Origin of the sequence: Acidovorax soli (assembly GCF_014207955.1) — a bacterium.
Lineage (GTDB): Bacteria > Pseudomonadota > Gammaproteobacteria > Burkholderiales > Burkholderiaceae_C > Acidovorax > Acidovorax soli_A.
The window spans coordinates 23,000-45,375 of the sequence record NZ_JACHLK010000024.1 but is presented as its reverse complement, the minus strand read 5'-3'; the positions used below and the strand labels follow the sequence as shown (position 1 = coordinate 45,375).

Annotated in this window: 18 protein-coding genes; 11 read left to right on the top strand and 7 right to left on the bottom strand. The window is 67.5% G+C overall.

What is annotated here, in order from left to right; genetic code table 11:
• Positions 1-157 precede the first annotated feature (157 nt).
• The 5 genes from mfd (at position 158) to HNP48_RS32710 (ending at position 6,964) form a co-directional block, all read left to right on the top strand.
• Positions 158-3,637 (top strand): transcription-repair coupling factor, encoded by a 3,480-nt coding sequence (mfd, locus tag HNP48_RS32730; protein ID WP_184865326.1) that lies wholly within the window; start codon positions 158-160, stop codon positions 3,635-3,637.
• A gap of 52 nt (positions 3,638-3,689) precedes the next feature.
• The gene (locus tag HNP48_RS32725; protein ID WP_184865324.1) at positions 3,690-4,466 is read left to right on the top strand and encodes a helix-turn-helix domain-containing protein; all 777 of its coding nucleotides are present in this window, start codon (positions 3,690-3,692) and stop codon (positions 4,464-4,466) included.
• A 116-nt stretch (positions 4,467-4,582) separates the two neighbouring features.
• On the top strand, positions 4,583-5,566 hold the full coding sequence (locus tag HNP48_RS32720; RefSeq protein WP_184865322.1) for a tripartite tricarboxylate transporter substrate binding protein: 984 nt from the start codon (positions 4,583-4,585) through the stop codon (positions 5,564-5,566).
• A complete protein-coding gene (locus tag HNP48_RS32715) occupies positions 5,559-6,467 on the top strand; it encodes a PhzF family phenazine biosynthesis protein (RefSeq protein ID WP_184865320.1) in 909 nt (302 codons plus the stop codon). Before HNP48_RS32720 ends, HNP48_RS32715 begins: the two co-directional genes overlap by 8 nt.
• Positions 6,464-6,964, top strand: coding sequence for a RidA family protein (locus HNP48_RS32710; protein ID WP_184865318.1), 501 nt, complete (start codon positions 6,464-6,466; stop codon positions 6,962-6,964). The genes HNP48_RS32715 and HNP48_RS32710 overlap by 4 nt, the downstream gene beginning before the upstream one ends.
• 14 nt (positions 6,965-6,978) lie before the next feature.
• Here HNP48_RS32710 and HNP48_RS32705 read toward each other — a convergent pair whose 3' ends face one another.
• The 5 genes from HNP48_RS32705 to HNP48_RS32685 form a co-directional block, all read right to left on the bottom strand.
• Positions 6,979-8,499: a sensor domain-containing diguanylate cyclase gene (locus HNP48_RS32705; protein WP_184865316.1), complete on the bottom strand. Its 1,521-nt coding sequence runs from the start codon at positions 8,497-8,499 to the stop codon at positions 6,979-6,981.
• 176 nt (positions 8,500-8,675) lie between these two features.
• Positions 8,676-10,064 (bottom strand): DUF1501 domain-containing protein, encoded by a 1,389-nt coding sequence (locus HNP48_RS32700; protein WP_184865314.1) that lies wholly within the window; start codon positions 10,062-10,064, stop codon positions 8,676-8,678.
• Between the two features lie 9 nt (positions 10,065-10,073).
• A complete protein-coding gene (locus HNP48_RS32695; protein ID WP_221480434.1) occupies positions 10,074-11,837 on the bottom strand; it encodes a DUF1800 family protein in 1,764 nt (587 codons plus the stop codon).
• A 218-nt stretch (positions 11,838-12,055) separates the two neighbouring features.
• A complete protein-coding gene (locus HNP48_RS32690) occupies positions 12,056-12,991 on the bottom strand; it encodes a hypothetical protein (protein WP_184865309.1) in 936 nt (311 codons plus the stop codon).
• A 311-nt stretch (positions 12,992-13,302) separates the two neighbouring features.
• Complete coding sequence (locus HNP48_RS32685) at positions 13,303-14,202, bottom strand: LysR family transcriptional regulator (protein ID WP_184865307.1); 900 nt, start codon at positions 14,200-14,202, stop codon at positions 13,303-13,305.
• A 167-nt stretch (positions 14,203-14,369) separates the two neighbouring features.
• On the opposite strand from HNP48_RS32685, the gene HNP48_RS32680 reads away from it, so the two are divergent.
• From HNP48_RS32680 to HNP48_RS32655, 6 genes are all read left to right on the top strand, one after another.
• A complete protein-coding gene (locus HNP48_RS32680; RefSeq protein ID WP_260420470.1) occupies positions 14,370-15,353 on the top strand; it encodes a Bug family tripartite tricarboxylate transporter substrate binding protein in 984 nt (327 codons plus the stop codon).
• Positions 15,350-16,759, top strand: a complete 1,410-nt coding sequence (locus HNP48_RS32675) for an FAD-binding oxidoreductase (RefSeq protein ID WP_184865303.1) — start codon at positions 15,350-15,352, stop codon at positions 16,757-16,759. Before HNP48_RS32680 ends, HNP48_RS32675 begins: the two co-directional genes overlap by 4 nt.
• Before the next feature lie 38 nt (positions 16,760-16,797).
• The gene (gene hppD / locus HNP48_RS32670) at positions 16,798-17,907 is read left to right on the top strand and encodes a 4-hydroxyphenylpyruvate dioxygenase (RefSeq protein ID WP_184865301.1); all 1,110 of its coding nucleotides are present in this window, start codon (positions 16,798-16,800) and stop codon (positions 17,905-17,907) included.
• A gap of 170 nt (positions 17,908-18,077) precedes the next feature.
• Positions 18,078-18,311: a hypothetical protein gene (locus tag HNP48_RS32665; protein WP_184865299.1), complete on the top strand. Its 234-nt coding sequence runs from the start codon at positions 18,078-18,080 to the stop codon at positions 18,309-18,311.
• A gap of 77 nt (positions 18,312-18,388) precedes the next feature.
• Positions 18,389-18,799 carry a tripartite tricarboxylate transporter substrate binding protein gene (locus HNP48_RS32660; protein WP_260420469.1) on the top strand — a complete coding sequence of 137 codons (411 nt, stop codon included), beginning with the start codon at positions 18,389-18,391 and terminating at the stop codon, positions 18,797-18,799.
• A 208-nt stretch (positions 18,800-19,007) separates the two neighbouring features.
• Positions 19,008-19,556: a tripartite tricarboxylate transporter substrate-binding protein gene (locus HNP48_RS32655; RefSeq protein WP_409362595.1), complete on the top strand. Its 549-nt coding sequence runs from the start codon at positions 19,008-19,010 to the stop codon at positions 19,554-19,556.
• A 62-nt stretch (positions 19,557-19,618) separates the two neighbouring features.
• Here the strand turns inward: HNP48_RS32655 and HNP48_RS32650 are convergent, their stop codons facing one another.
• Both HNP48_RS32650 and HNP48_RS32645 read right to left on the bottom strand, forming a co-directional pair.
• The gene (locus tag HNP48_RS32650) at positions 19,619-21,991 is read right to left on the bottom strand and encodes a DNA polymerase II (protein WP_311773883.1); all 2,373 of its coding nucleotides are present in this window, start codon (positions 21,989-21,991) and stop codon (positions 19,619-19,621) included.
• A gap of 64 nt (positions 21,992-22,055) precedes the next feature.
• Positions 22,056-22,355, bottom strand: a complete 300-nt coding sequence (locus HNP48_RS32645; RefSeq protein WP_184865298.1) for a hypothetical protein — start codon at positions 22,353-22,355, stop codon at positions 22,056-22,058.
• Positions 22,356-22,376: the final 21 nt, after the last annotated feature.

Below are 22,376 nucleotides of genomic sequence, written 5' to 3'. Positions count from 1 at the left end.
CCTGTTGGCGCGCGAGTGTACGGCGGCAACTTGTCACAGCCTGTACGCCCCAGCAGACTTGGCCTGCACGACCTAAAATGCCCTGTTGCCCCCATCCAGCCCGTGCGCGCCTCGCGCCCCTGGGGATGCGGTGGCCCCGACGACCGACTCCGTCCGCATGGAACTGCCCAAACTCTCCCCTGGAAAACGCTTCACCCTGCCCCGCCCCGTGGGCAGCGCCGATTCGCTGCTGCTGGCCCGCCTGGCCGAGCGTGACAAGGCGGCAGGCCGCACCACCGCCATCGTCACGGCCGACGCCACCGATGCGCAGCGCCTCATCGAGGAGATGGCGTTCTTTGCGCCCAACCTGCGCTGCGCGCTGTTCCCCGACTGGGAGACGCTGCCCTACGACACCTTCTCCCCACACCAGGACCTGATCAGCGAGCGCCTGGCCACGCTGTGGCGCATCAGCCAGAAGGACAAGGACACCGGCGCCGACGTGGTGCTGGTGCCCGCCACCACGGCGCTGTACCGGCTGGCGCCGCCATCGTTTCTGGCAGGCTATACCTTCCACTTCAAGGTCAAGCAAAAGCTTGACGAGGCGAAGTTCAAGGCCCAGCTCACGCTGGCTGGCTACAGCCATGTCTCGCAGGTGGTGAGCCCGGGCGAGTACGCGGTGCGCGGCGGGCTGATCGACCTGTTCCCCATGGGCTCGCTGGTGCCCTACCGCGTGGACCTGTTCGACAACGAGATCGACAGCATCCGCACTTTCGACCCCGACAGCCAGCGCAGCCTGTACCCCGTGCCCGAGGTGCGCCTCTTGCCCGGCCGCGAGTTCCCCATGGACGACGAGGCGCGCGCCAAGTTCCGCAGCCGCTGGCGCGAGATGCTCGAGGGCGACCCCACCAAGAGCCGCATCTACAAGGACATGGGCAACGGCGTGGCCACCGCCGGCATCGAGTACTACCTGCCGCTGTTCTTCGACGACACGGCCACCGTGTTCGACTACCTGGGCGGCGAGGCCACCGTGGTGCTGCACGGCGACCTGGAGCCCGCCTTCCAGCGCTTCTGGCAGGACACGAAGGACCGTTTCCGCCTGGTGCAGGGCGACCCCGAACGCCCGGCCCTGCCGCCCGAGTCGCTGTTCCTCTCGGCCGACCAGTTCTACACGCGCGCCAAGGAGCATGCCCAGCTGTCCATCCGCCCCGGCGTGGAGGACGTGGACGACAACCCCCATTTCCACAAGCTCGGCGACCTGTCGGTGGTGCGCGGTGCCGAGGACCCGCTGGCCCGCCTGCACGCCCACATCCGCAACACCCAGCACCGCGTGCTGCTGCTGGCTGAGAGCGATGGCCGGCGCGAGAGCCTGCTCGACTTTCTGCGCGCCAGCGGGGTGAACCCGCCGGCCTTCGACTCGCTGGCCGAGTTCCAGGGCACGGCCGACGAAAAGGTGGGCATTGCCACCGCCGGCCTCACCGTGGGCTTCAGCTGGATCGAGGACGGCATTGACTTCGTCACCGAGACCGAGCTGTTTGCCGCCGGCCCCACCACGCGCCGGCGCAAGAAGCAGGAGCAGGTGAGCGATGTCGAGGCGCTGATCAAGGACCTGGCCGAACTCAACGTGGGCGACCCGGTGGTGCACAGCGCGCATGGCATCGGCCGCTACCGCGGCCTGGTCAACATGGACGTGGGCAACAAGAACCCCGACGGCACGCCCGCCATGCAGGAGTTCTTGCACCTGGAATACGCCGACAAGGCCGTGCTGTATGTGCCCGTGAGCCAGCTGCAGCTGATCAGCCGCTACACCGGCGTGAGCGCCGACGAGGCGCCGCTGCACAAGCTCGGCAGCGGCCAGTGGGAAAAGGCCAAGCGCAAGGCCGCCGAGCAGGTGCGCGACAGCGCGGCCGAGCTGCTCAACATCTACGCCCGCCGCGCCGCGCGCGAAGGCCATGCCTTCCGCTACAGCCCGCAGGACTACGAGACCTTTGCCAACGACTTCGGCTTTGACGAAACGGCCGACCAGAACGCCGCCATCCACGCGGTGATCCAGGACATGATCAGCCCCCGCCCCATGGACCGCCTGGTCTGCGGCGACGTGGGCTTCGGCAAGACCGAGGTCGCCCTGCGCGCGGCCTTCGTGGCCGTCACGGGCGGCAAGCAGGTCGCCTTTCTCGCGCCCACCACGCTGCTGGCCGAGCAGCACTACCAGACCCTGGTGGACCGCTTCAGCAAATGGCCCGTGAAGGTGGCCGAGGTCTCGCGCTTTCGCTCGGGCAAGGAGATCACCGCGGCCATCAAGGGCATCGGCGACGGCACGGTGGACATCGTGGTGGGCACGCACAAGCTGCTTTCCGAATCCACCAAGTTCCACAACCTGGGCCTGCTCATCATCGACGAGGAGCACCGCTTCGGCGTGCGCCACAAGGAGCAGATGAAGGCCCTGCGCGCCGAGGTGGACGTGCTCACCCTCACAGCCACGCCCATCCCGCGCACGCTGGGCATGGCGCTCGAAGGCCTGCGCGACCTGTCGGTCATCGCCACCGCACCGCAGCGGCGCCTGGCGATCAAGACCTTTGTGCGCAACGAGGGCACGGGCGTGATCCGCGAAGCGGTGCTGCGTGAACTCAAGCGCGGCGGGCAGGTCTACTTCCTGCACAACGAGGTGGAGACCATCGAGAACCGCCGCCAGAAGCTCGAAGAGATCCTGCCCGAGGCGCGCATCGCCGTGGCCCACGGCCAGATGCCCGAGCGCGAGCTCGAACGCGTGATGCGCGACTTCGTGGCCCAGCGCTTCAACATCCTCTTGTGCTCGACCATCATCGAGACCGGCATCGACGTGCCCACGGCCAACACCATCATCATGAGCCGCGCCGACAAGTTCGGCCTGGCGCAGCTGCACCAGTTGCGCGGCCGCGTGGGCCGCAGCCACCACCAGGCGTATGCCTACCTCATGGTGCCCGATACCGAGGGCCTGACCAAGCAGGCCGCCCAGCGCCTGGACGCCATCCAGCAGATGGAAGAACTGGGCAGCGGCTTCTACCTGGCCATGCACGACCTGGAGATCCGCGGCGCCGGCGAGGTGCTGGGCGAGAACCAGAGCGGCAACATGCTGGAGGTGGGCTTCCAGCTCTACAACGAAATGCTGAGCGAGGCCGTCAAGGCGCTCAAGGCCGGCAAGGAGCCGGACCTGCTCTCGCCCCTGTCGGTCACCACCGACATCAACCTGCACGCCCCCGCCCTGCTGCCCGACGACTACTGCGGCGACGTGCACCTGCGCCTGTCGTTCTACAAGAAGCTGGCCACGGCCAAGAACCCCGACCAGATCGACGGCCTGCTCGAAGAGATCGTGGACCGCTTCGGCAAGCTGCCGCCCCAGGCCCAGACCCTGATCGACGTGCACCGCCTGCGCGTGCTGAGCCAGCCTTATGGCGTGGTGAAGGTCGATGCCGCCCCGGGCGTCATCAACATCACCTTCAAGCCCCAGCCGCCCATCGACCCGATGCGCATCATCGAGCTGATCCAGAAGAACAAGCACATCAAGCTGGCAGGCAACGAAAAGCTGCGCATCGAGCGCGAGCTCAAGGACCCCAAAGACCGCGCCCAGATGGTGAGGGACATCCTCAGGTCGCTGGGGCAGCCGCAGACGGTCAGCGCCTGAGATTGCGCGCGGCTGGCGCATCTGGCACGATCCCTGCAAAGGTTTTGCCAACATGACCAGCCCCGCCGCCCCGCACCCGCCCCAGCTCTCGCCCAAGCTGCCCCAGCTGGCGGCCCAGGGCTTTGCGCTGCGCCACAGCCGGCAGCCGCACTACGAGTTCGACTGGCATGTGCACGACTGCGCCATGCTGCTGTGGCCGCGCAAGGGGGCGCTGCACAGCGCCTGGCGGCCCGAGGGCGTGGGGGTGGTACCAGGCGAGCAGATGCGCCTGGCACGCAGCCAGGCCATCCTGCTGCCCGTGGCCACCGCCCACCGCACCCAGTCGGCCACGCAGCAGCAGGAGCATGGCGAGCTGTACCTGGCACCCGAGATCGCGCGCGCCCTCACCGGGCACGGCGCCATCCGGCTCGATGCGGCGGCGCTGTCCATGCTGGATGCGCTGCTGGCCCCGGCCCTCGACCCACGCGCTGCCGAGCCCCTGGTGCTGGCCGTGGTGCGCCAGATCGCACGCGCCCAGCCGCTGCAGCCGGCGCGCCCCCCATCACCCGCGCGGCAGATGGCGGCGCGCTTCGCCCAGGCACTGGACTGGAACGAGCCCCTGCCCAGCATCGATGCCATCGCCTGCGAGCTGGGCACCTCCACCCGCCAATTGCAGCGCGCCTGCCAGGAGGAATGGGGCCAAAGCCCCGTGGCCCTGCGCCGGCACATGCTGGCCGCCCACGCACGCCAGCTGCTGGCCACGGGCCTGCCGCTGGCGCAGGTGAGCCTGCAGCTGGGGTTTGCGACCAGCGGGCACCTCACGCGGCTGTTGAAGTCGGTAGCGCACTGATTTTTCTGCGGCGCATGTCGCCAGTGTCGTGTTTGGGATCGCGGCCTGTCGCATCCTGGTTGTCCGGATTCCTTGCCGATTCCTAGCATGGAAGCTCCTTCGTGATGGAGTTCCCCATGCCCGCCTCGCCCCCTGTTTCCCACCTTCGCAGGGCTGCCCTGCTCGCCCTGGCCAGCGCCTGCACCTCGGTGCTCGCGCAGGCGCCGGCTTGGCCCGCCAAGCCCATCACCCTGGTCGTGCCCTTCCCGGCCGGCGGCGGCACCGACCTGGTGGCCCGCGCCCTGCAACCCCGGCTGCAAAAGGAGCTGGGCCAACCCCTGGTGATCGACAACCGCGCCGGTGCCGGCGGCACCGTGGGCTCGGCCGCCGTGGCGCGCGCCGCGGCCGACGGCTACACCGCCGGCGTGGCCACCACCAGCACCCACGCGGTCAGCGTGAGCGTGTACCCCAAGCTGCCGTTCGACCCCGCCAAGGACTTCAGCTACGCCGGCTTCATCGGCACCTCGCCGTATGTGCTGGCCACCACGGGCACCCTGGGCAAGCCCGACACCCGGGCCTTGCTGGCCGCGCTCAAGGCCAGGCCCGAGGGCTTCAGTTTTGCCTCGGTGGGTGCGGGCACGGTCTCGCACCTGCTGGGCGAGCAGTTCAAAGGCGTGGCAGGCACGGCGCTGGTGCACGTGCCCTACCGCGGCGCCGCACCGGCGTACACCGACCTGATCGCAGGCCAGGTGCAGCTGATGTTCGACAACCCTGCCGGCCTGGCGCCCTACATCCGTGCCGGGCGCGTCCACGCGGTGGCCACCACCGCGCCCAACGCGCTGCTCACGGGCGTTCCCACCTTCCAGCAACAGGGCTTGCCGGGGTTCGACCAATCGCTGTGGTACGGCATCGTCTTCCCCGCGCAAACGCCCAAGGCCGTGGTGGAGCGCTTCAACCACGCGCTCAACACCGTGCTGGCCGACCGCGCCGTGTCCGCCGAGCTGGCCGCCCTGGGCGTGAATGCAGCGCCCGGCACGCCCGGTGCGCTGCAAGCCGCCGTGGTGCGCGATACCGCCTACTGGGGACGCATCGCCAAAGCCGTAGGAGCGCGCGTTGACTGATTTCGCCCCCTTCCCCAAAACGCGGCCCGCCGCCGGCCAGGTGGTCTTGATCAATGTGTTCGTCAACGGGCCCGGCGGCGGCAACCCCGTGCCGCTGGTGGCCGATGCGCGCGGAATGGATGCTGCGCAGATGCAGGAGGTGGCGCGCACCCACGGGCATGAATCGGCCTTTGTGCTGCCGGCCGAAGTGCCCGGTGCCGACTGGCGCCTGCGCTTTTTCGTGCCCCACCACGAGATGGAGATGTGCGGCCACGCCACCGTGGGCACGCTGTGGGCGCTGCGCCGCTGGGGCGTGTGGACCACGCCCACGGCCTGCGTGCAGACCCTGAGCGGCCTGGTGGACGTGGAGTGGGACGCAGCGCACCAGCGCGTATGGATCTCCCAGCCCGCCGTGCGCGAAGAGATGCTGTCCCCCACGGACGCCAGCCTGGTGGCCCGCACCCTGGGGCTGGCCGACAGCGCCCCCATGACCAATGCCGCCACCAGCCGTGTGAAGACCCTGGTGCCCCTGCCCGATGCGGCCGCACTGCATGCCCTGGCACCCGACTTCGCGGCCATGGAAGCCACCTGCGAGGCCATTGGCTCCACCGGCCTGTACCCCTATGCATTGCAGCAAGGTGCAGCAGGCGCAGAACCCACCGTGTTTGCGCGCCAGTTCCCGCGCAAATCCGGCTACCCCGAGGATGCCGCCACCGGCATCGCCGCCGCCGCCCTGTGGGGGCACCTGGCTGCGGCCGGCACCATTGCCACGGGCAGCGCAGCAGCCCCCGTGGTGTGCACCGTGCGCCAGGGTGACGCCATGGGCAGCCCCTCGGCCATCGCCGTGCGCCCGCGCTTCGATGCCAAGGGCTCGGTCGTGGGCTGCTGGCTCAGCGGCGAGGTGGTGGAGGGCATGGCATGAGCCCCGGCGCCTCGACCTCACCCGAGCAGCGCCTGGCCGCCGCCGGCCTGCCGCTGCCACCCGCGCCCCAGCCGCGCGGCAGCTACGCGCCCTGCCATGTGCACGATGCGGCGCCGGGCCAGCGCTGGGTGGCCGTGAGCGGCCAGACCAGCCGCATCGACGGCAAACCGCTTGCGGGCCTCTGCGAGGCCGACGCCGACCTGGAGCCCGCGCGCCACGCCGCGCGCGTGGCCATGCTCAACGCCCTGGCGGCGCTGCGCACGGCCTGTGGTGGCGGCGGGCTGGCCCAGGTGCAGCACGTGGTGCGCCTGCGTGGCTTTGTGCGCTCAGGCGCCGGCTTTGGCGCGCACCCGCGCGTGCTCGATGCGGCCTCCGAGGTGCTGGCCATCGCCTTTCCGCAGCATGCGCTGCCGGCACGCAGCGCCGTGGGCGTGGCCAGCCTGCCCGACGGGGTGTGGGTGGAACTGGAGATCGACGCCGTGCTGAAGCAGCCCTGAGCGCCTTTCTCTTTCTACGTAGCGAGCACGGCACGGTCCTTGCCTTGCTGCTTGGCCTGGCGCATGGCCCGCTCGGCGCTTTGCAGCAGCCCGTCCACCGTGGCCGAGCCATCGCCCAGCAAGGCGATGCCGATGGAAGCATGCACGATGCAGGCCCCGCCCTGCAGCATGCAGGGCTCGCGCAGCGCGGCCAGTGCGGCCTCGGCCACCACCTGGGCGCGTTCGCGGCCCGTGGCGGGCGAGGGGTCCAGCTCTTCGGTCAGCAGCAGGAACTTGTCGCCACCGGCGCGGGCCACCACGGCGCCCATGCCCTCCAGGCGGCGCAGCCGCGCCGCCTGGAGGATGAGGACCTGGTCCCCCGCCTCCTGCCCCCGGTCCTGGTTGAGCTGGCCGAAGTTGTCCAGATCGACCAGCAGCAGCGCGGCGCCGGCACTGCCGGTCTGTGCCCGCGCAAGGGCCTGCTGCAGGTGCACCAGCAGCTTGCCCCGGTTCGGCAAGCCCGTGAGCCGGTCGGTCTGGGCCATGCGGTCCAGTTCAGCACCGGACCATGCCGGAGCCATCGGTGCGGCGCCCACCAAAGCGCGTGGCGATGCCGCACGGCCCACCACCCACCAGGCCAGCAGCGCCACCAGGCCTGCCAGCAGCGCGGCAAAGACCAGCAGCAGCCGGCGCATCTGGTGCAACGGGGCATGGGCCTGGGCATGGGGCTCGCGCACCACGACCGTCCAGCCCAGGTTGTCGGCTGGCGGGGCCGTGGCCAGCTTCTGCACGGCCACCACGTAGCCGGACTCGGCACGCAGCGCCTGCAAGGGCACCGTGGGCAGCTTTTGCGGGCTGTCCAGGTCCAGCAGCCAGTCGCCCTTGCGGTTGGCGACAAAGACCTCCACCGGCCGGTCGCCCCGGTGCCGGGTCACCGTCTCGGTGATGATGCGGTGCACCCAGTCCCAGTGCAGGTGCCCGGCCATCACCCCGGTAACGGCGCCCTTGTCATCGCGCAGCGGGGCCGCCACGTCCAGAAAGCGCAGGGGCTCGCCATTGGGCCGGGGTGCCAGGTAGCGCGCCAGCAGCACCGCATCGTGCGGATCGCCCACGAAGCCGCCGCGCAGGCCGGCCGCGAACCAAGGGCGCTTGGAGACATCGGCGCCCTCCAGCAAGCCGTCGAGCGCCGCCACCACGCGGCCCTGGGCATCGGTCAGGCCGATCCAGGCGTACTCGGCCTGCTGGCCGCGCAGGCCGTCCATGGCCTTGCGCAGCACCCGCCCGTCGGGGGCTGCGTGCGAGCACACCATCTCCGACATCAGCACCATCTCGCGCTGGCGGCTGGTCAGGTCCTCGACCAGCTGGCGTGCCACATCGTCGGCCAGCACATTGACGGACTGCTGGGCCGACGCACGCAGCCCTTGCTCCAGCCGCAGGTACAGCGGCGCCAGCCATGCCATGCCCAGCACGATGCACAGGCCCGCAAGCCCGGCGGCGATGCGCGCCCGGGCCCCTTGCAGCAACGGCACGCGCTCATGCATGTGCTTGGTGGTCATGGTGGCAGATCCTCCCCCTGGGCCATTCTGTAGCCCAGGCACCGGATCGGGGAAGCCCTTTTTTGCAACAACCCTTGCCTGCCGCTCTCTGCATGCACCCAAGAAAATGATCCACCGAACCCGTCGTAAAGTCTCAACGCCTCGGCAAGACAGGTTCGGCGCTACCTCAGCGCGGGTTAAGACAAAAATCCCAAATCTGTCGCCGTATAGGATCGGATGCTGGGAAACACGGTGCCCATGTCGCTGCTCGAAACCCCCATCCACTTCGCCAACGTGGCACCGTATTGGTCGACACTCACGTTGGGAAGAAGCCGCCCCTGGCCTACGTCGTGCTGGCCTCCCACGGTCACGTCCGGCAACTGCCCGACCCAGGTCCTTGGCTTGACGGCACCGCCGACAACGAAGTGGTGGCCGCCCCAGCCATGGTCCGATCCGTCGCCATTGCTGGAGAGTGTGCGACCGAAATCCGATGCGGTGAAGGTGGTGACGCTCTCAGCCACGCCCATGGCCACCGTCGCGTCGTAGAAGGCCTTGAGCGCATCCGCCAGCGTCTTGTGCAGGCCGGGTTGCTTGTCGTTGGTCATGGCGTGCAGGTCGAAGGTCCCGAACGACACAAAGAACACCTGGCGCTTCACCCCGAGCGCTCCGCGGGCGGCAATCATGCGCGCCACCAGGTTGAGCTGCGCGGACAGGCTGTTGCCCGCCACAAGGGCCTTGTCGCCCACCCCGCTCAGCGCCTGGGTCACCACCCCCTCGGTTGCGATGGAGCGCCTGGCGATGGCCGCATGACTCTCCTCCAGCGCATGCCCACTTGGGCGGACCAGCATGCCATTGACGGCCGCGATGACCTGGGCATCCAGGCCCGCTCCCGCACCATTGGACGGCAAGACCTTCACGGCGCCACCCGCAGTCGGGCTGATCTGGTACTGCGAGACGGACTTGCCCGACATGAAGACGGCATTCCCCGTCGCCGAGATGCTGGTCAGCATCGCGCCATTGGCGCCGTTCCCCGCCAGGAGCAGATCGGCCATGCGGCCGCCCCAGCCGGTCGTCACGCCTTCCGTGCCCCCCGCTTGCCATGTCGACTGCTGGTCGTTGTGCGAGAACAGCTTGGGCGGCACCCCGATGCCTTGCCTGTACTGCGCCAGGGTCAGTGGCCCCACCAGCGGTCCCACGTTCATGACCAGAGCCATCTTGCCGCTGTCGAACAAGCCTTTCATCGGCGCCAGGCTGGGACTCAGCGACATCCGACGCCCGTTGGTCCAGGGATTGTTCGGCGTGAGTTCCGTCGCCGTGATGCTGGATTGGGGAATGGCCAGGCCGCTGCGCAGCTTCGCGTAGCTTGCGTAGTTCGCGCCGTCCAGCGGAATCACGGTGTTGTGGCAATCATTGCCGCCGGCAAGAAAGACGCACACGAGCGCCTTGTAGTCGTCCGCTGCAGCATTGGCGGACGCGCTCGCCGCCAGGCCTCCCAGGGTCATGGCCCAGGGCGCCGCGGTGATGCCGGAGCTGCCCAGCACGCTGCTGCGCAGCAGGAACTCGCGTCGAGAAACAGTAGCAGTCATGTTGCGCTCTTACTTTTGGATCAGGTATTCAGGGGCCGAGGTCACCATCAGCATGGCGGCGCGAACGCGTGCTCTCTGTGCGGACGCGCCATTCGCAGAGGATCCGCCCAGCGCGGCGGCAATCGCGGCCTGCGTGGTGCCCGACAGCGCCCCGTTGGCCAGCTTCAGGTTGAGATCCGATACCAGCTCGGCCGCGTCCGCCTTCGCGGCAAGGCCGAGCCAGGGGGTGAAATCGATGGCGACGGAGCCCGACGTCTTGGGAGCCCCACCCGCCATGAAGGCCTGCAGGTAGTTGAGCGCACCAGGCACCGAGGTCTCCGTCGCGATCTGCAGCTCGGGTGCCACCAGCCCCAGCTCCGCCGCCTTGGAGTTCGGTGCCACGTACCCGGGGCGGTAGCAGTTGAAGACCGACGGTGAGCGCAAGGGACTCTGGCCCAGCTGGGTGGCAGGGTCGCTCATGTTCATCGTCCTGGTGGCGTTCCAGGCCAGGGCCTCCTGGTTCAACCCCAGCAGGCGTGCCAGTCCGGTCATGCGGAGCACGGGCTCACGCACCTTGCCCGCGGTGGCCGACGGGGCGGTGATGTTCAGCGGCGAGCGCGCCTCGGGGTCGCGCAGCACCTGGTCGATGACCGCCTTCATGTCGCCGCGCACACCAGCGCCGTTGTTGTTGAAGCGCTGTGCCACCCGCGCCACGTAGGCGGGGCTGGGGTTGCTGGTCACCAAACGCTGGATCAACTGGCGGCCGATGAAGGGCCCCACGTTCGGGTGGTTGAACAGCACGTCGATGGCCGCCTCCAGCGACGCCTCGCCCTTGGTGCCCGCGGCCAGGGTCGTGCCCAGGAACGTCTTGGCCTCTGGCGAGTGGTCTGCATCGACCATCACCATCGCATTGCGGTAGCACTCGCAAAACACCGAGTTGATGCCGCGCGATGCGCCGTCCACCGACGTAGCGCCAGGATTGCCGGCCTGCCTGCCCGAACCGTCCCGGGTATCGAACTGCCAGTTCCAGCCCGTGAAGACGCGGGCCAGGCCCATCACGTCGTCGGTCGAATAGGTTTCGATCTCCTTGCCGTTGGGTCCCAGTTTTCGGGTGCCGTCCACGTTGAGCTGCACCAGGCCGATGGAAAACAGCTGCATGACCTCCCGCGCGAAGTTCTCGTCGGGTTGGCGCAGTACCGTCACGCCGTCTGCGTCGTACTGCGCCTTCTGATTGCCACGGTGCGACAGGTACATGCCCATTGCCGGGCTGAGCGCGATGTCCTTGAGCAGGCTGCGGAAGTTGCCGAACGCGTTCCGTTCCAGCACATCGAAGTACGCTGCCGCAAGCAAGGGGTTCTGGTAGCCGTTGCCGGCAAGGCCCTCCATCGACACCACCATAAGCTGCGACAGCACGTAAGCCACACGCTTGCGCAACTGGTCGGGGCTGGCGATGAAGGACTGCCACAACGCGGCGTCGAGCAACTCGTAGGGCAGACCGATCGGAGAGACCGACGCGGGATTGGGCTGCGCGTTGAACCAGGCGGTTTGCAGCGCACGCACACGGTCCCAGTTGGTCTGCGTGATCGGCATGACCATCTGCTCCTGAATCCAGCCATCTCTCCAGCGGCTGCTCACACTGGCAATGTCTGACGGCGTTGCGCCGAATGTGGCCTGATTCAGAAAGCGGACCGCAGATCGCTCGGGCATCGAGACGGGGAGACCGTTTGCGTCAACCGCCGTGCCGGCAGGCAGCGCGACCAGCTTTTCGTCCTGCCTCTCCGCAGCGACCGTCATGGTGGGGTCCACCGGCGCGCCTGCAACGCTGTAGGCGCTGACGGTGGCCCTGGAGCCCGTGCCGCCTGAATTGACCGACACGTTTTGCGAGTCGGTGCTTCCCGAGCCTCCGCAACCTGCCAGCAAGGCGCACGCTACCGCCAGCGCCTTGCAGCGCAGTCCATTGTGTGTACTCATCCCGATCCCCTTGCAGTTGCACCAGCGTGTAGCCTGGTTTGTTATGGTTTCTTGTTCGACAACAACCACTGAAAGGCGTTCATGCCCGGCGTGATCAGGGTGTTGACGTTGTAGGTGGTCGTCCAGCCCTCGTGGGTGTTGCCCTGGTAGATGGTCAGGCGGGCCGCCGGGTTGCCTGGCTGGGCGCAGGTGTATCCGTCGGCGGACGTCGCCAGGTTCACCTTGTCCACCCAGCCACGCTCGTTGGCCAGGGCCGCAATCGGGTCGCCACTGTTGTGGAACGCCCATACCGGGGTGCTGTTGCCGACGATGCCCGCGCAGATGCCCGTGTTGTACGTGCTGGACTTCGCACCCGTGGCGATGGGCATGGCCGCGGCGATCTTGCTGGCCCAGCGAACGGATTGGCCGTTCTCGGTGTAGGAGCTTGCAAGCAGCGTCCAGGTGCCGCCGCCGCCCATCGACACGCCGGTGACATAGATCCGTGAAGGGTCGACACGGTAAGACTTTTGCGCCCGCAGCAGCATGCCCCCTGCATCGTTCAGGTTCCACACGCCGGTCGTGCGGGGGCTTTGCGGCGACACCACGATGAAGCACTGCGAGACGCCTGCCTGGTCGGCAAAACACATCTCGTTGTTGGCCGCGATCATGGCCGGAATGGGGTAACCCAGCAGCTTGGAGATCTCGGAACCGTTGCTCTTGCCCGCGCCGCTTCCGCCGTGCAGGAACATCAGCAGAGGGTAGGTCTTGGTACCGCTGGTGGCATAGTCCGACGGCAGGTACTCCAGGTAGGGAACCTGCGTGCCGTCGCTGGACGCGAAGGACTTGGCGACCTGGCGCTCAGCCGGCGTCAATGCCTGCAACTGCGCTGCGGAGCGGCTTTGAAATTGGCCGGATGGTGTGGCGGAGTCCGTGTCCGATCCGCCGCCACAGGCCACGAGGGCCGTGGCTGCCGCAGCCGCGGCAAGGGTTGTCTTCATGGGGAGCCTTGTCGTTGTACGAGCGCACTGAGCGAGCGGACGACCTGCTCGTTGAATGGTCGTCCGTCGATCCGGAATTTAGGCCGGCTCCCGCCAGCCACCAAACGACATTTGCTAAATCACTTTTCAGGTTTCCTGAAGGATCGGGGGCCGTCCGCAGGGCCGGTGGCGCCACGCACGTCGCGAACGCATCGCAGAGCGCTGCGCCGTGGATGCCATGGATGTTGGAACATCGCAACGCGCTACCGGCCAAGGGCCATCGGAGCGTGCCGACCTGGCCGCTCTGTGCCAGGCATGGGCATCGCATGCGCTTACCGCGCAGGCCCTGACAAGGCTGCGATGACGTGCGCACCAAAGCCGGCGGCAGCGGGCGACAGGGTGCGGTCCGCGGGCCTGAACAAGGACATCTCGCGTTGCACCGTCGGGTCGGTGATCTCCCGCATCACCAGACCCAGCGGCAATGCCAATGCCTGGACGTAGGCGGGAGTGATCGTGTAGCACAGGCCCGCGGCGGCCAGGCCCAAGGCACTGGAAACGTTGTCCACCACCTGCGAAGGCGCAACGCGCAGCGGCGACGGCAGTTGGCGAAAAATGGTGCTCAGATGGATCTCATGGTCCCGCCCCGCCGCCACCAGGCGCGCGGAAGCCAGATCGTTCCACGTGAGCGATTTCTTGCGCGCAAACGGGTGCTGGGGAGCACACCAGACCACCCAGGGGCTGGGATACAGCACGACGCGCTCCACCTCCGGCCCCACCGGGCGGTCCGGGCCGATGGCCAGATCGACATCGCGCGTCGCGACGCGATCGACCAGCGCTTCGACAGGGCAGTCGATGAGGCGCATGACCACCTTGGGCCGCTTCTTCGCATAGTCCGCCATCAGCCTGGGCAGCATCACGCTCGCCACGACCAATGGTGCTGCGACCCGCACCACCCCCGCCGCCTGATCGCGGATGTCGAGCGCTGCGGTCTTGGTGAGTGCGAACTGCCGGCTCAGCGCTTCCACTGCCGGAATCAGGGCCCGGCCTGCTGCAGACAGCACGACCTTGCGCGTATTGCGATCGAGCACCGTGTACCCGAGCGCCCCCTCCAGCTCCGTCACCAGCTGGCTCACGGCGGACGGGGAAAGGTGCAGCAATTCTGCTGCGCGCGTGAAGCTGCCGGTGTCGGCAACCGCCAGAAATGCCTCGGCTTGTCGGAAGGTGAAGTGCATGCCTTGGGTTTTAAGGTGACCTGAAAAGTGGTTCAGAAAATGTGGCGATTCTCTTCGCCAATCTCTCTCAGAATCCGCTGCCGCTGTGACTCGTTCAAGCCGGTTTTTCGAAAACTACCACGGAGACAATGATGTCGATATCCAATGCAGGGAGCGTACGCTCCTTGATGCCACGCCGCAACTTCCTCAAGACCGCGGGTGCTGCCGCAGCAGCTGCGTTGCCCGCCACCAGGCTCTTCGCCCAAGGCCCGCAACTGGACATGGCCCGCCTCATCACCGGCTTCGCCGCGGGGGGTACCTCGGACACCCTGTGCCGCCGCCTGGCATCGCGCATGACCGGCGGCTACGCGCGCTCGGTGATCGTCGAGAACCGCACCGGTGCGGGCGGCCAGATTGCCATCCAGGCGATGAAGAGCCTGGCCGCTGACGGCACCTCGATTCTGCAAACGCCGATGTCCATGCTGGGCATCTACCCCCACATCTACAAGAAGCTGCCCTACGAGCCGCTCAAGGACCTCACGCCCGTCTCCATCGGCTGTGTGTTCGATTTCGGCTTTGCGGTGGGGCCGGCCGTGCCGGCTTCCGTGACCACCGTGCCCCAGTACCTGGCCTGGGCCAAGTCGAGCAACAACGTCGCGTTCGGCTCGCCTGCGGCCGGCTCGGTTCCGCATTTCATCGGGGTACTGCTGGGCAGGCAAGGCGGTATCGAACTCACGCACATCCCCTACCGTGGCACGCAACCTGCCATCCTGGACATGATCGGCGGCCAACTGCCTGCGGTGTCCGGCCCCATCGGTGACTTCCTGCCCCACCTGGCCGGCGGCAAGTGCCGCATCCTCGCAACCAGCGGCGCCGCCCGCAACCAGTTCGTGGGCAACGTCCCGACCTTCACCGAGCAAGGTCTCAAGGACATGGCGTTTTCCGAATGGTTCGGTCTCTTCATGCCAGCGGGCGCGTCCGCCGAGGTGGTCCAGCGCGCCAGTGCGGCACTGCGCCCAGCGCTCGCCAGCCCCGAGATCGTGGAAGGCCTGGCCGCCATGGGCCTGAAAGCCGAGTCCTCCACCCCGGCAGAGCTTGCGGCGCGCTTGAAGGCGGACCACGACCGCTGGGGTCCCATCGTCAAATCCATTGGCTTCACCGCTGAATCATGAACCCACAAGGCCTCATTGACCGCCTGACCGAGGCACTCGGTCCATCCTCCGTGCTCACGGGCGAGCGCCTGCAACTGCGGCAGACCCAGGACTGGAGCGGCGCTCAGGCGGCACAGCCGCAGGCACTGCTTCTTCCGCGGGACACCGCGGAAGTGGCTGTTGCACTGCGCATCTGCCACGAGCACGGTTGCCCGGTGGCGGTGCAAGGAGGCCTGACCGGCCTGGCCGGCGGGGCGAACCCCATGGAGGGCGAAATCGCCCTCTCGCTCGCGCGCCTGGACCGCATCGAGGATGTGGATGCCGTGGCGGGAACGGCCATCGTCCAGGCCGGTGTCACGCTGGAGCGGCTGCAGCAGCATTGCGTGGAGCTGGGATGGGCGTTCCCGCTCGATCTGGGCGCCCGCGGCTCGTGCCAGCTGGGCGGCAATGCCGCCACCAATGCCGGCGGCAGCCGCGTGCTGCGCTACGGCATGATGCGCAACCTCGTCCTCGGCCTGGAGGTGGTGATGCCCGACGGCAATGTGCTCACCATGCTCGACCGCGTGATCAAGAACAACGCCGGGTTCGATCTCAAGCACCTGTTCATCGGCAGCGAAGGCACCCTGGGCGTGATCACACGCCTGTCCCTGGCTTTGGTGCCGCGGCAGAACCAGCAGTGCACGGCGCTGTGCGGTGTGCCCGACTTCGACGCTGCGCTGGGTCTGCTGCGCCATGCCAAGGCATCGCTGCAGGGGCTGAGTGCGTTCGAGGTGATGTGGAACAGCTACTTTGACGCGAGCCTCCGTGCCCATGGCAAGAGCGCTCCTCTTGCAGACCCCTACCCCGTGTACGTTCTCGTGGAGTCGGTTTCGGGCGACGGTGCCAATGCAGACCAGGCGATGGAAGCCTTCCTCGAAAAAGCCATCGAAGAAGCATTCGTGGCCGACGCCGTGCTCGCCCAGACTGGCGCGCAACAGGAAGAACTCTGGAGCATCCGCGAAGGTGTGAGCGAGCTGCTGGCCCTGGCCAAGCCCTGCGCGGCTTTTGACGTGAGCGTTGCCATCACGCGGATGGACGAGATGGTCCAGCGCCTGGAGGAAACGCTGCGCAGCGCCTACCCGCAGCAGCAGCACCTGTTCTTCGGGCACCTGGGCGATGGCAACCTGCACCTCATCAGCGGCCCCTACCCCGATCCCGCCGACCTGGAGCACGCCGAGGAACTGGTCTACAGCTGCGTCGGTGCGTTCGAGGGCAGCATTTCTGCAGAGCACGGCATCGGCGTCGTGAAACGCGACTTCATGCACCACAGCAGGGGCGCGGCGGAGATCGAACTCATGCGCAAGCTCAAGTCCCTGCTGGACCCCAAGGGCATTCTCAACCCGGGCCGCGTCTTCAACACCCCGCACGAGCAGCTGCCCGCCCTGTGACCCAACCGCGACCCAACCAACCACTCCCGCCAGAAGCCATGTCCGCTCACGATCCCCACCAAGACCACTCTTTCAACCCCATGGGCCTGTGCGGCTTCGAGTTCGTGGAATTCGCCTCGCCCAAGCCCGGCGTGCTGGAGCCGATGTTCGAGAAGATGGGTTTCACCCTGGTGGCCAAGCACCGCTCCAAGAACGTGCTGCTGTACCGCCAGGGCGGCATCAACTTCATCGTGAACAACGAGCCGGGCAATGCGGCCTACTTCGCGGGCGAGCATGGTGCCTCGGCCTGCGGCCTGGCGTTCCGTGTGCGCGATGCGCACAAGGCCTACAAGCGCGCCCTGGAGCTGGGCGCCCAGCCCATCGAGATCCCGACCGGCCCGATGGAGCTGCGCCTGCCCGCGATCAAGGGCATCGGCGGTGCGCCGCTGTACCTGATCGACCGTTTCGAAGACGGCAAGTCCATCTACGACATCGATTTCGAGTTCCTGCCCGGCGTGGACCTGCACCCCAAGGGCCATGGCTTCCAAGTGGTGGACCATCTCACGCACAACGTGTACCGCGGCCGCATGGCCTACTGGGCCGACTTCTATACCAAGCTGTTCAACTTCCGCGAGATCCGCTACTTCGACATCTCGGGTGAGTACACGGGCCTGACCTCCAAGGCCATGACGGCACCCGACGGCCTGATCCGCATCCCGCTGAACGAGGAATCGCGCCAGGGCGGCGGCCAGATCGAAGAATTTTTGATGCAGTTCAACGGCGAAGGCATCCAGCACATCGCCCTGCTGACCGACAACCTGCTCGAATCGATCGACCAGCTGCAGATGGCCGGCATTCCCCTGTTGACCGCGCCCAACGAGATCTATTACGAGAACCTGGCCAAGCGCCTGCCCGGCCACGGCCAGCCCGTGGGCGAGCTGCAGGCCCGCGGCATTCTGCTGGACGGCACGACCGAAGGCGGCCAGCCGCGCCTCTTGCTGCAGATCTTCTCGCAGCCCATGCTGGGCCCGGTGTTCTTCGAGTTCATCGAGCGCAAGGGCAACTACCGCGAAGGCTTTGGCGAAGGCAACTTCAAGGCGCTGTTCGAGTCGCTGGAGAAGGACCAGATCCGCCGCGGCGTGCTGGACGTTGCACAGTCGCCTGCCTGACGATCTTGGCCCTTGTGCGCCATCTACAGCCACCTGCATCCGACGCGATCCAGCCATGCACCCTGGAGCCCGCAAGCGCGACACGGCCGGTGAAGACACGGTGGGTGGCGGTCAACGGATGCGAGGTGCTTTCCGCGTTGGAAGGCGCGCCATCGGGCCCATCCTCCACCATGGAGCAGCTTCAGCAAATGGCGCGCAACAGCCTGGCGCGGGGCCATTGGCGCGTCGCATTGCGACGCATCCTGATGGCCAGAGCGACGGGAGGCGCGCTGGCCACCGACATGGATGAGGCACTGGAACACTATCTTCCGATGGTTTCTGTCGAAGAGATGTGGAGGATGCAGGATTCGGCAAGCCAATGGATGCTGATGACCCGGGGAATTTCGATCGGGTTCAACTGCTGAACACAGGCGGACAGCCGTTTGCCCGTACCATTGATTGGCACAGGACTTGCATGGAATCCACCAAGGAGACCCGCACCATGATGCTACGCCGACACCTGCTTCCAACCCTCGCCTGCGCACTGCTCGCACCGGCCGCCACCACCACCGCCTGGGCCCAGGCCACGACACCCTACCCCGACCGCCCCGTCAAGGTCATCGTGGCCCTGCCCGCGGGCGGCAGCGCCGACATGATTGCACGCGTGGTCACGCAGAAGATGGCGGCCGAGCTGGGCCAGCCCTTCGTGGTGGACAACAAGGCCGGCGCCTCCGGGCAGATCGGCACGCCCCTGGTCTCGCGCGCCGCACCCGACGGCTACACGCTCATGGTCTCGCCGGCCTCGTTCCTGACCACCAACAAGAGCATCTTCAAGACCCTGCCCTACGACCCTGAAGCCGACTTCGTGCCTGTCACCAAGTTCGTCAACCAGCCCATGGTGCGAGTCCAGTGAACCATGGAAATAGCACCCCCCGTGAGCGCCACACAGGCCGCAGGCAAGGCGCCAACCACAGCCAGGTTGCACACCTGGCGAGGATTGGCAACGCCGCCTGCGGCCTGTGTGGCGCTCACCCGAAGGGCCGGGGCGAGAAGGGGGGTGCTATTTCCATGGTTCACTGGACCAGGTCAAGGACAAGCAGAAATTCCCCACTGTCGCCGCCGTGATGGCCGCGGCCAAGGCCGCGCCCGGCAAGCTGACCTATGCCTCCTCAGGCGACGGCAGCCCGCAGCACCTGGCGGGGCTGATGTTCACCACCCGCACAAAAACCGATCTGCTGCATGTGCCCTACAAGGGCGGCGCCCCGGCCATCAACGACGCCCTGGCCGGCACAGTGGACATGCTATTCGCCGTGCTGCCCGAGGCGCTGCCGCACATCCAGTCGGGCAAGCTGCACGCCCTGGGCCTGATGGCATCGCAGCGCACCACCACGCTGCCGCAGACCCCGACCATGGCCGAAGCCGGCGCACCCGAGATGAATCTTTCTGCCTGGGTCGGCCTGCTGGCCCCGGCCAAGACGCCCCAGCCCGTCATCGACCGCCTGCAGCGCGCCGCACACGCCGCCCTGGCCGACCCCGACACCAAGGCCAAGCTGGCCGCCAGCGGCATGGAGGTGGCGCCCGGCACCAGCCAGCAGCTCAAGGATGCGATCACGCAGGAGATCAAGGTGCATGCGGAGCTGGTGAAGGCGGCCGGGCTGGTGCCGCAATAGGTCAGAGCGGCCAGGGCCTGCTAACTCTAATTTCGGGGTCGCGAATTTGGCGTTCGCAGGCCCTAAAACAGCTCCTGCTGCGACGAGGTCAAGGCTGCAAAGCTGTCGCCCAGCGGCTGCAAGATGGCGTCGGCAATCGGCTGCAGCTGCTTGTCGAGGTAGTGCGCGTAGTCGATGGGCGACTGGCGGCTTTCCAGCGGCTCGGGGCCGTTCAGGGCCATCACGTAGCGGATCCAGCCGCCCGTCTGGTACTGCGGGGGGCGGCCCATGCGCAGGTTGTAGTCGTCGGCCATGCGCGCCGCGCGCACCTGGGGTGGCACATTGGCCACGTAGGCGTCCAGGCGGTGGCGCAGGCGCTTGCGGTAGATGAGCAGCTCGTCCTTCTCGCCAGCCAGCGTGGCGCTTGCGTATCCGGCCACGAAGTCGCGGTACGGCGTGCCCTGGAACACGCGCGACAGCAGCCCTTCCTGGAACTGCCGCGCCAGCGGCGTCCAGTCGCTGCGGGCCATCTCCAGGCCGCGGTAGACCATGGCCTCGCGGCCCTCTGCGTCTACGCTCAGGCCGGCGTAGCGCTTCTTGCTGCCCACGTCCGAGCCGCGGATGGTGGGCATGAAGAACTTCTTGTAGTGCGTGTCGAACTCGATCTCGAGGTGGTTCTCCAGGTCCTGCTCCTCGCGCAGGGTGCGCGTCCACCAGGCGTTGATGTCGTGCACCAGGGCGGCCGCCACGGCGTGGGCCTCTTCGTTGGTATGGGTGCGCTTGAGCCAGATGAAGATCGAGTCCGTGTCGCCATAGATGGCCTGGTAGCCGCGCTGCTCCACGAAGTCGCGCGTCGCCTTCACCATGGCGTGGCCGCGCAGGGTGATGGCCGAGATCACCTGGGGATTGAAGAAACGGCATTCCGACGCCCCCAGCACCCCGGCAAAGGAGTTCATCACCAGCTTGAGCGCCTGCGACAGCGGTTCGTTCTTCGCGCGCTTGGCCTCGTCGCGCGCGCGCCAGAGGGTGGTGACGATCTCGGGCAGGCAGTGCCGCTCGCGCGAGAAGCGCGTGCCCAGCGGGCCCAGGATGGGCGCCGCGGCACCGATGCCATGCTGGCCCTCGGCAAAGCCCACCGGGTCCACCAGAAAGGTGCGGATGATCGAGGGGTACAGGCTCTTGTAGTCGAGCACCACCACCGAGTCGTAGAAGCCGGGCTTCGAATCCATCACATAGCCGCCGGGCGATGACTTGCCCTCCACATCGCCCACATTGGGCGCCACATAGCCCTGGCGGTGCATGCGCGGCAGGTAGTGGTGGCTGAAGGCCGCGATGGAGCCGCCGAAATGGTCCATCTGCAGGCCGGTGGTGTGGGCGCGCTCCATCGCGAACTGCAGCAGCCGGGCCTTGTCGAAGATGCGCAGCACCAGCTCGCAGTCGCGGATGTTGTACAGCGCCAGGGCGGGCTTGTCGTGCTGGTAGCGCCGCTCGATCTCGGCCATCTTGTCGTACTCGTCGCCGATGTCCTTGCCCTCGCCCAGGAGCTCCTGCGACACGTTCTCCAGGCTGAAGGACGGAAAGCTCCACACCGCCGCCCTGAGCGCCTCGATGCCATCGATGACCACCCGGCCCGGCATGGGCGCAAACAGGTAGCCCTGCTTGCCCGGGTGCGTGCGCCAGGCAATGGGCTTGGCGCCGCGCCCCAGCAGCAGGGGCGTGGCGCAGTCGTCTGCCGTCTTCTGCAGCACGTGCAGGTCGAACTGGATGACGTTCCAGCCGATGATGGCGTCGGGGTCGTTGCGCACGAACCAGCCGTTGAGCTGCTCGATCATGGCCTTGCGCGTGTGGCAATAGATGAGCGCAAAGCCGGGGGTCTCGGCAGGCACATCGGGCGCCTCGCCGAGCATGAACACCACGCGCTCGGGAAGGCCGTCGAGCGCGATCGAATACAGGTCCTGGTGCTGGCTGGTCTCGATGTCCAGCGACACCACCTTGAGCGCCGGGCGGTAATCGGGCGCGGGCAGCAGCTTGCAGTCCAGGCGCACGCCGTCCTCCAGCCGCCCGCCCTCCACCACCACCCCGGCGGTGATGAAGCGCTCCATCAGGTAGCGCTCGTGCGGGCGCACATCGGCCTCCAGCAGCGGGATGCCCAGCTGCTGCAGCGAGCGCGCCAGCCGCCCCAGCTGCTTGAACTGTCTGGCATAGACGCCCAGCACGGGCTGCTGCTGGAAGGTCTTGAGCCCCAGCTCGCGCAGTTGCACATCGGGCAGGGCCAGCAGCTGTGCATCCACCGTGCCCCGGTGCCGGGCCTCGACAAAGGCCACCGAGGTCTGCGCCGTCAGCAACACCTTGAGCGGGCCGCCATCGGTCGCCAGCCAGTACTCGATCTCGGTACCTGTCGGGGTGTCGCGCCAGTGGCGGGTGAGGATGAACCCCTGGGTGGAAATGGGCGCCACAAAAGCTTGGGAAAAGAGAGGTGCAGTCGGACCGATTTTCGCCGATCTGCGCGGCGGCGAGACCCTACCCGCGCTGCAGCAGTTGCGAATAGCGCCACAGCCCCCAGGCCACGCCCACTGCGATGCCGATGGCCACGCTCCAGCCCACGGGCACGCCAAAGACAAAGGCCAGCACCAGCATGAGCCCCGCGCTCACAGCGGATATGAGCACCAGCGTGACGAAGTCGAAGTGCGCCACGTCGGCGGCGTCCTCGGCCAAGCTGCGCTCCCTGCGGCCGTGGTGGCGGCGCTGCCGGCGAAACAGAACGACGTCCATCACGAATTCGAAGAAGCCAACGACGATGTCGGTCAGAAAGCTGAGCATGGGAACACTCCGTTCACGGTG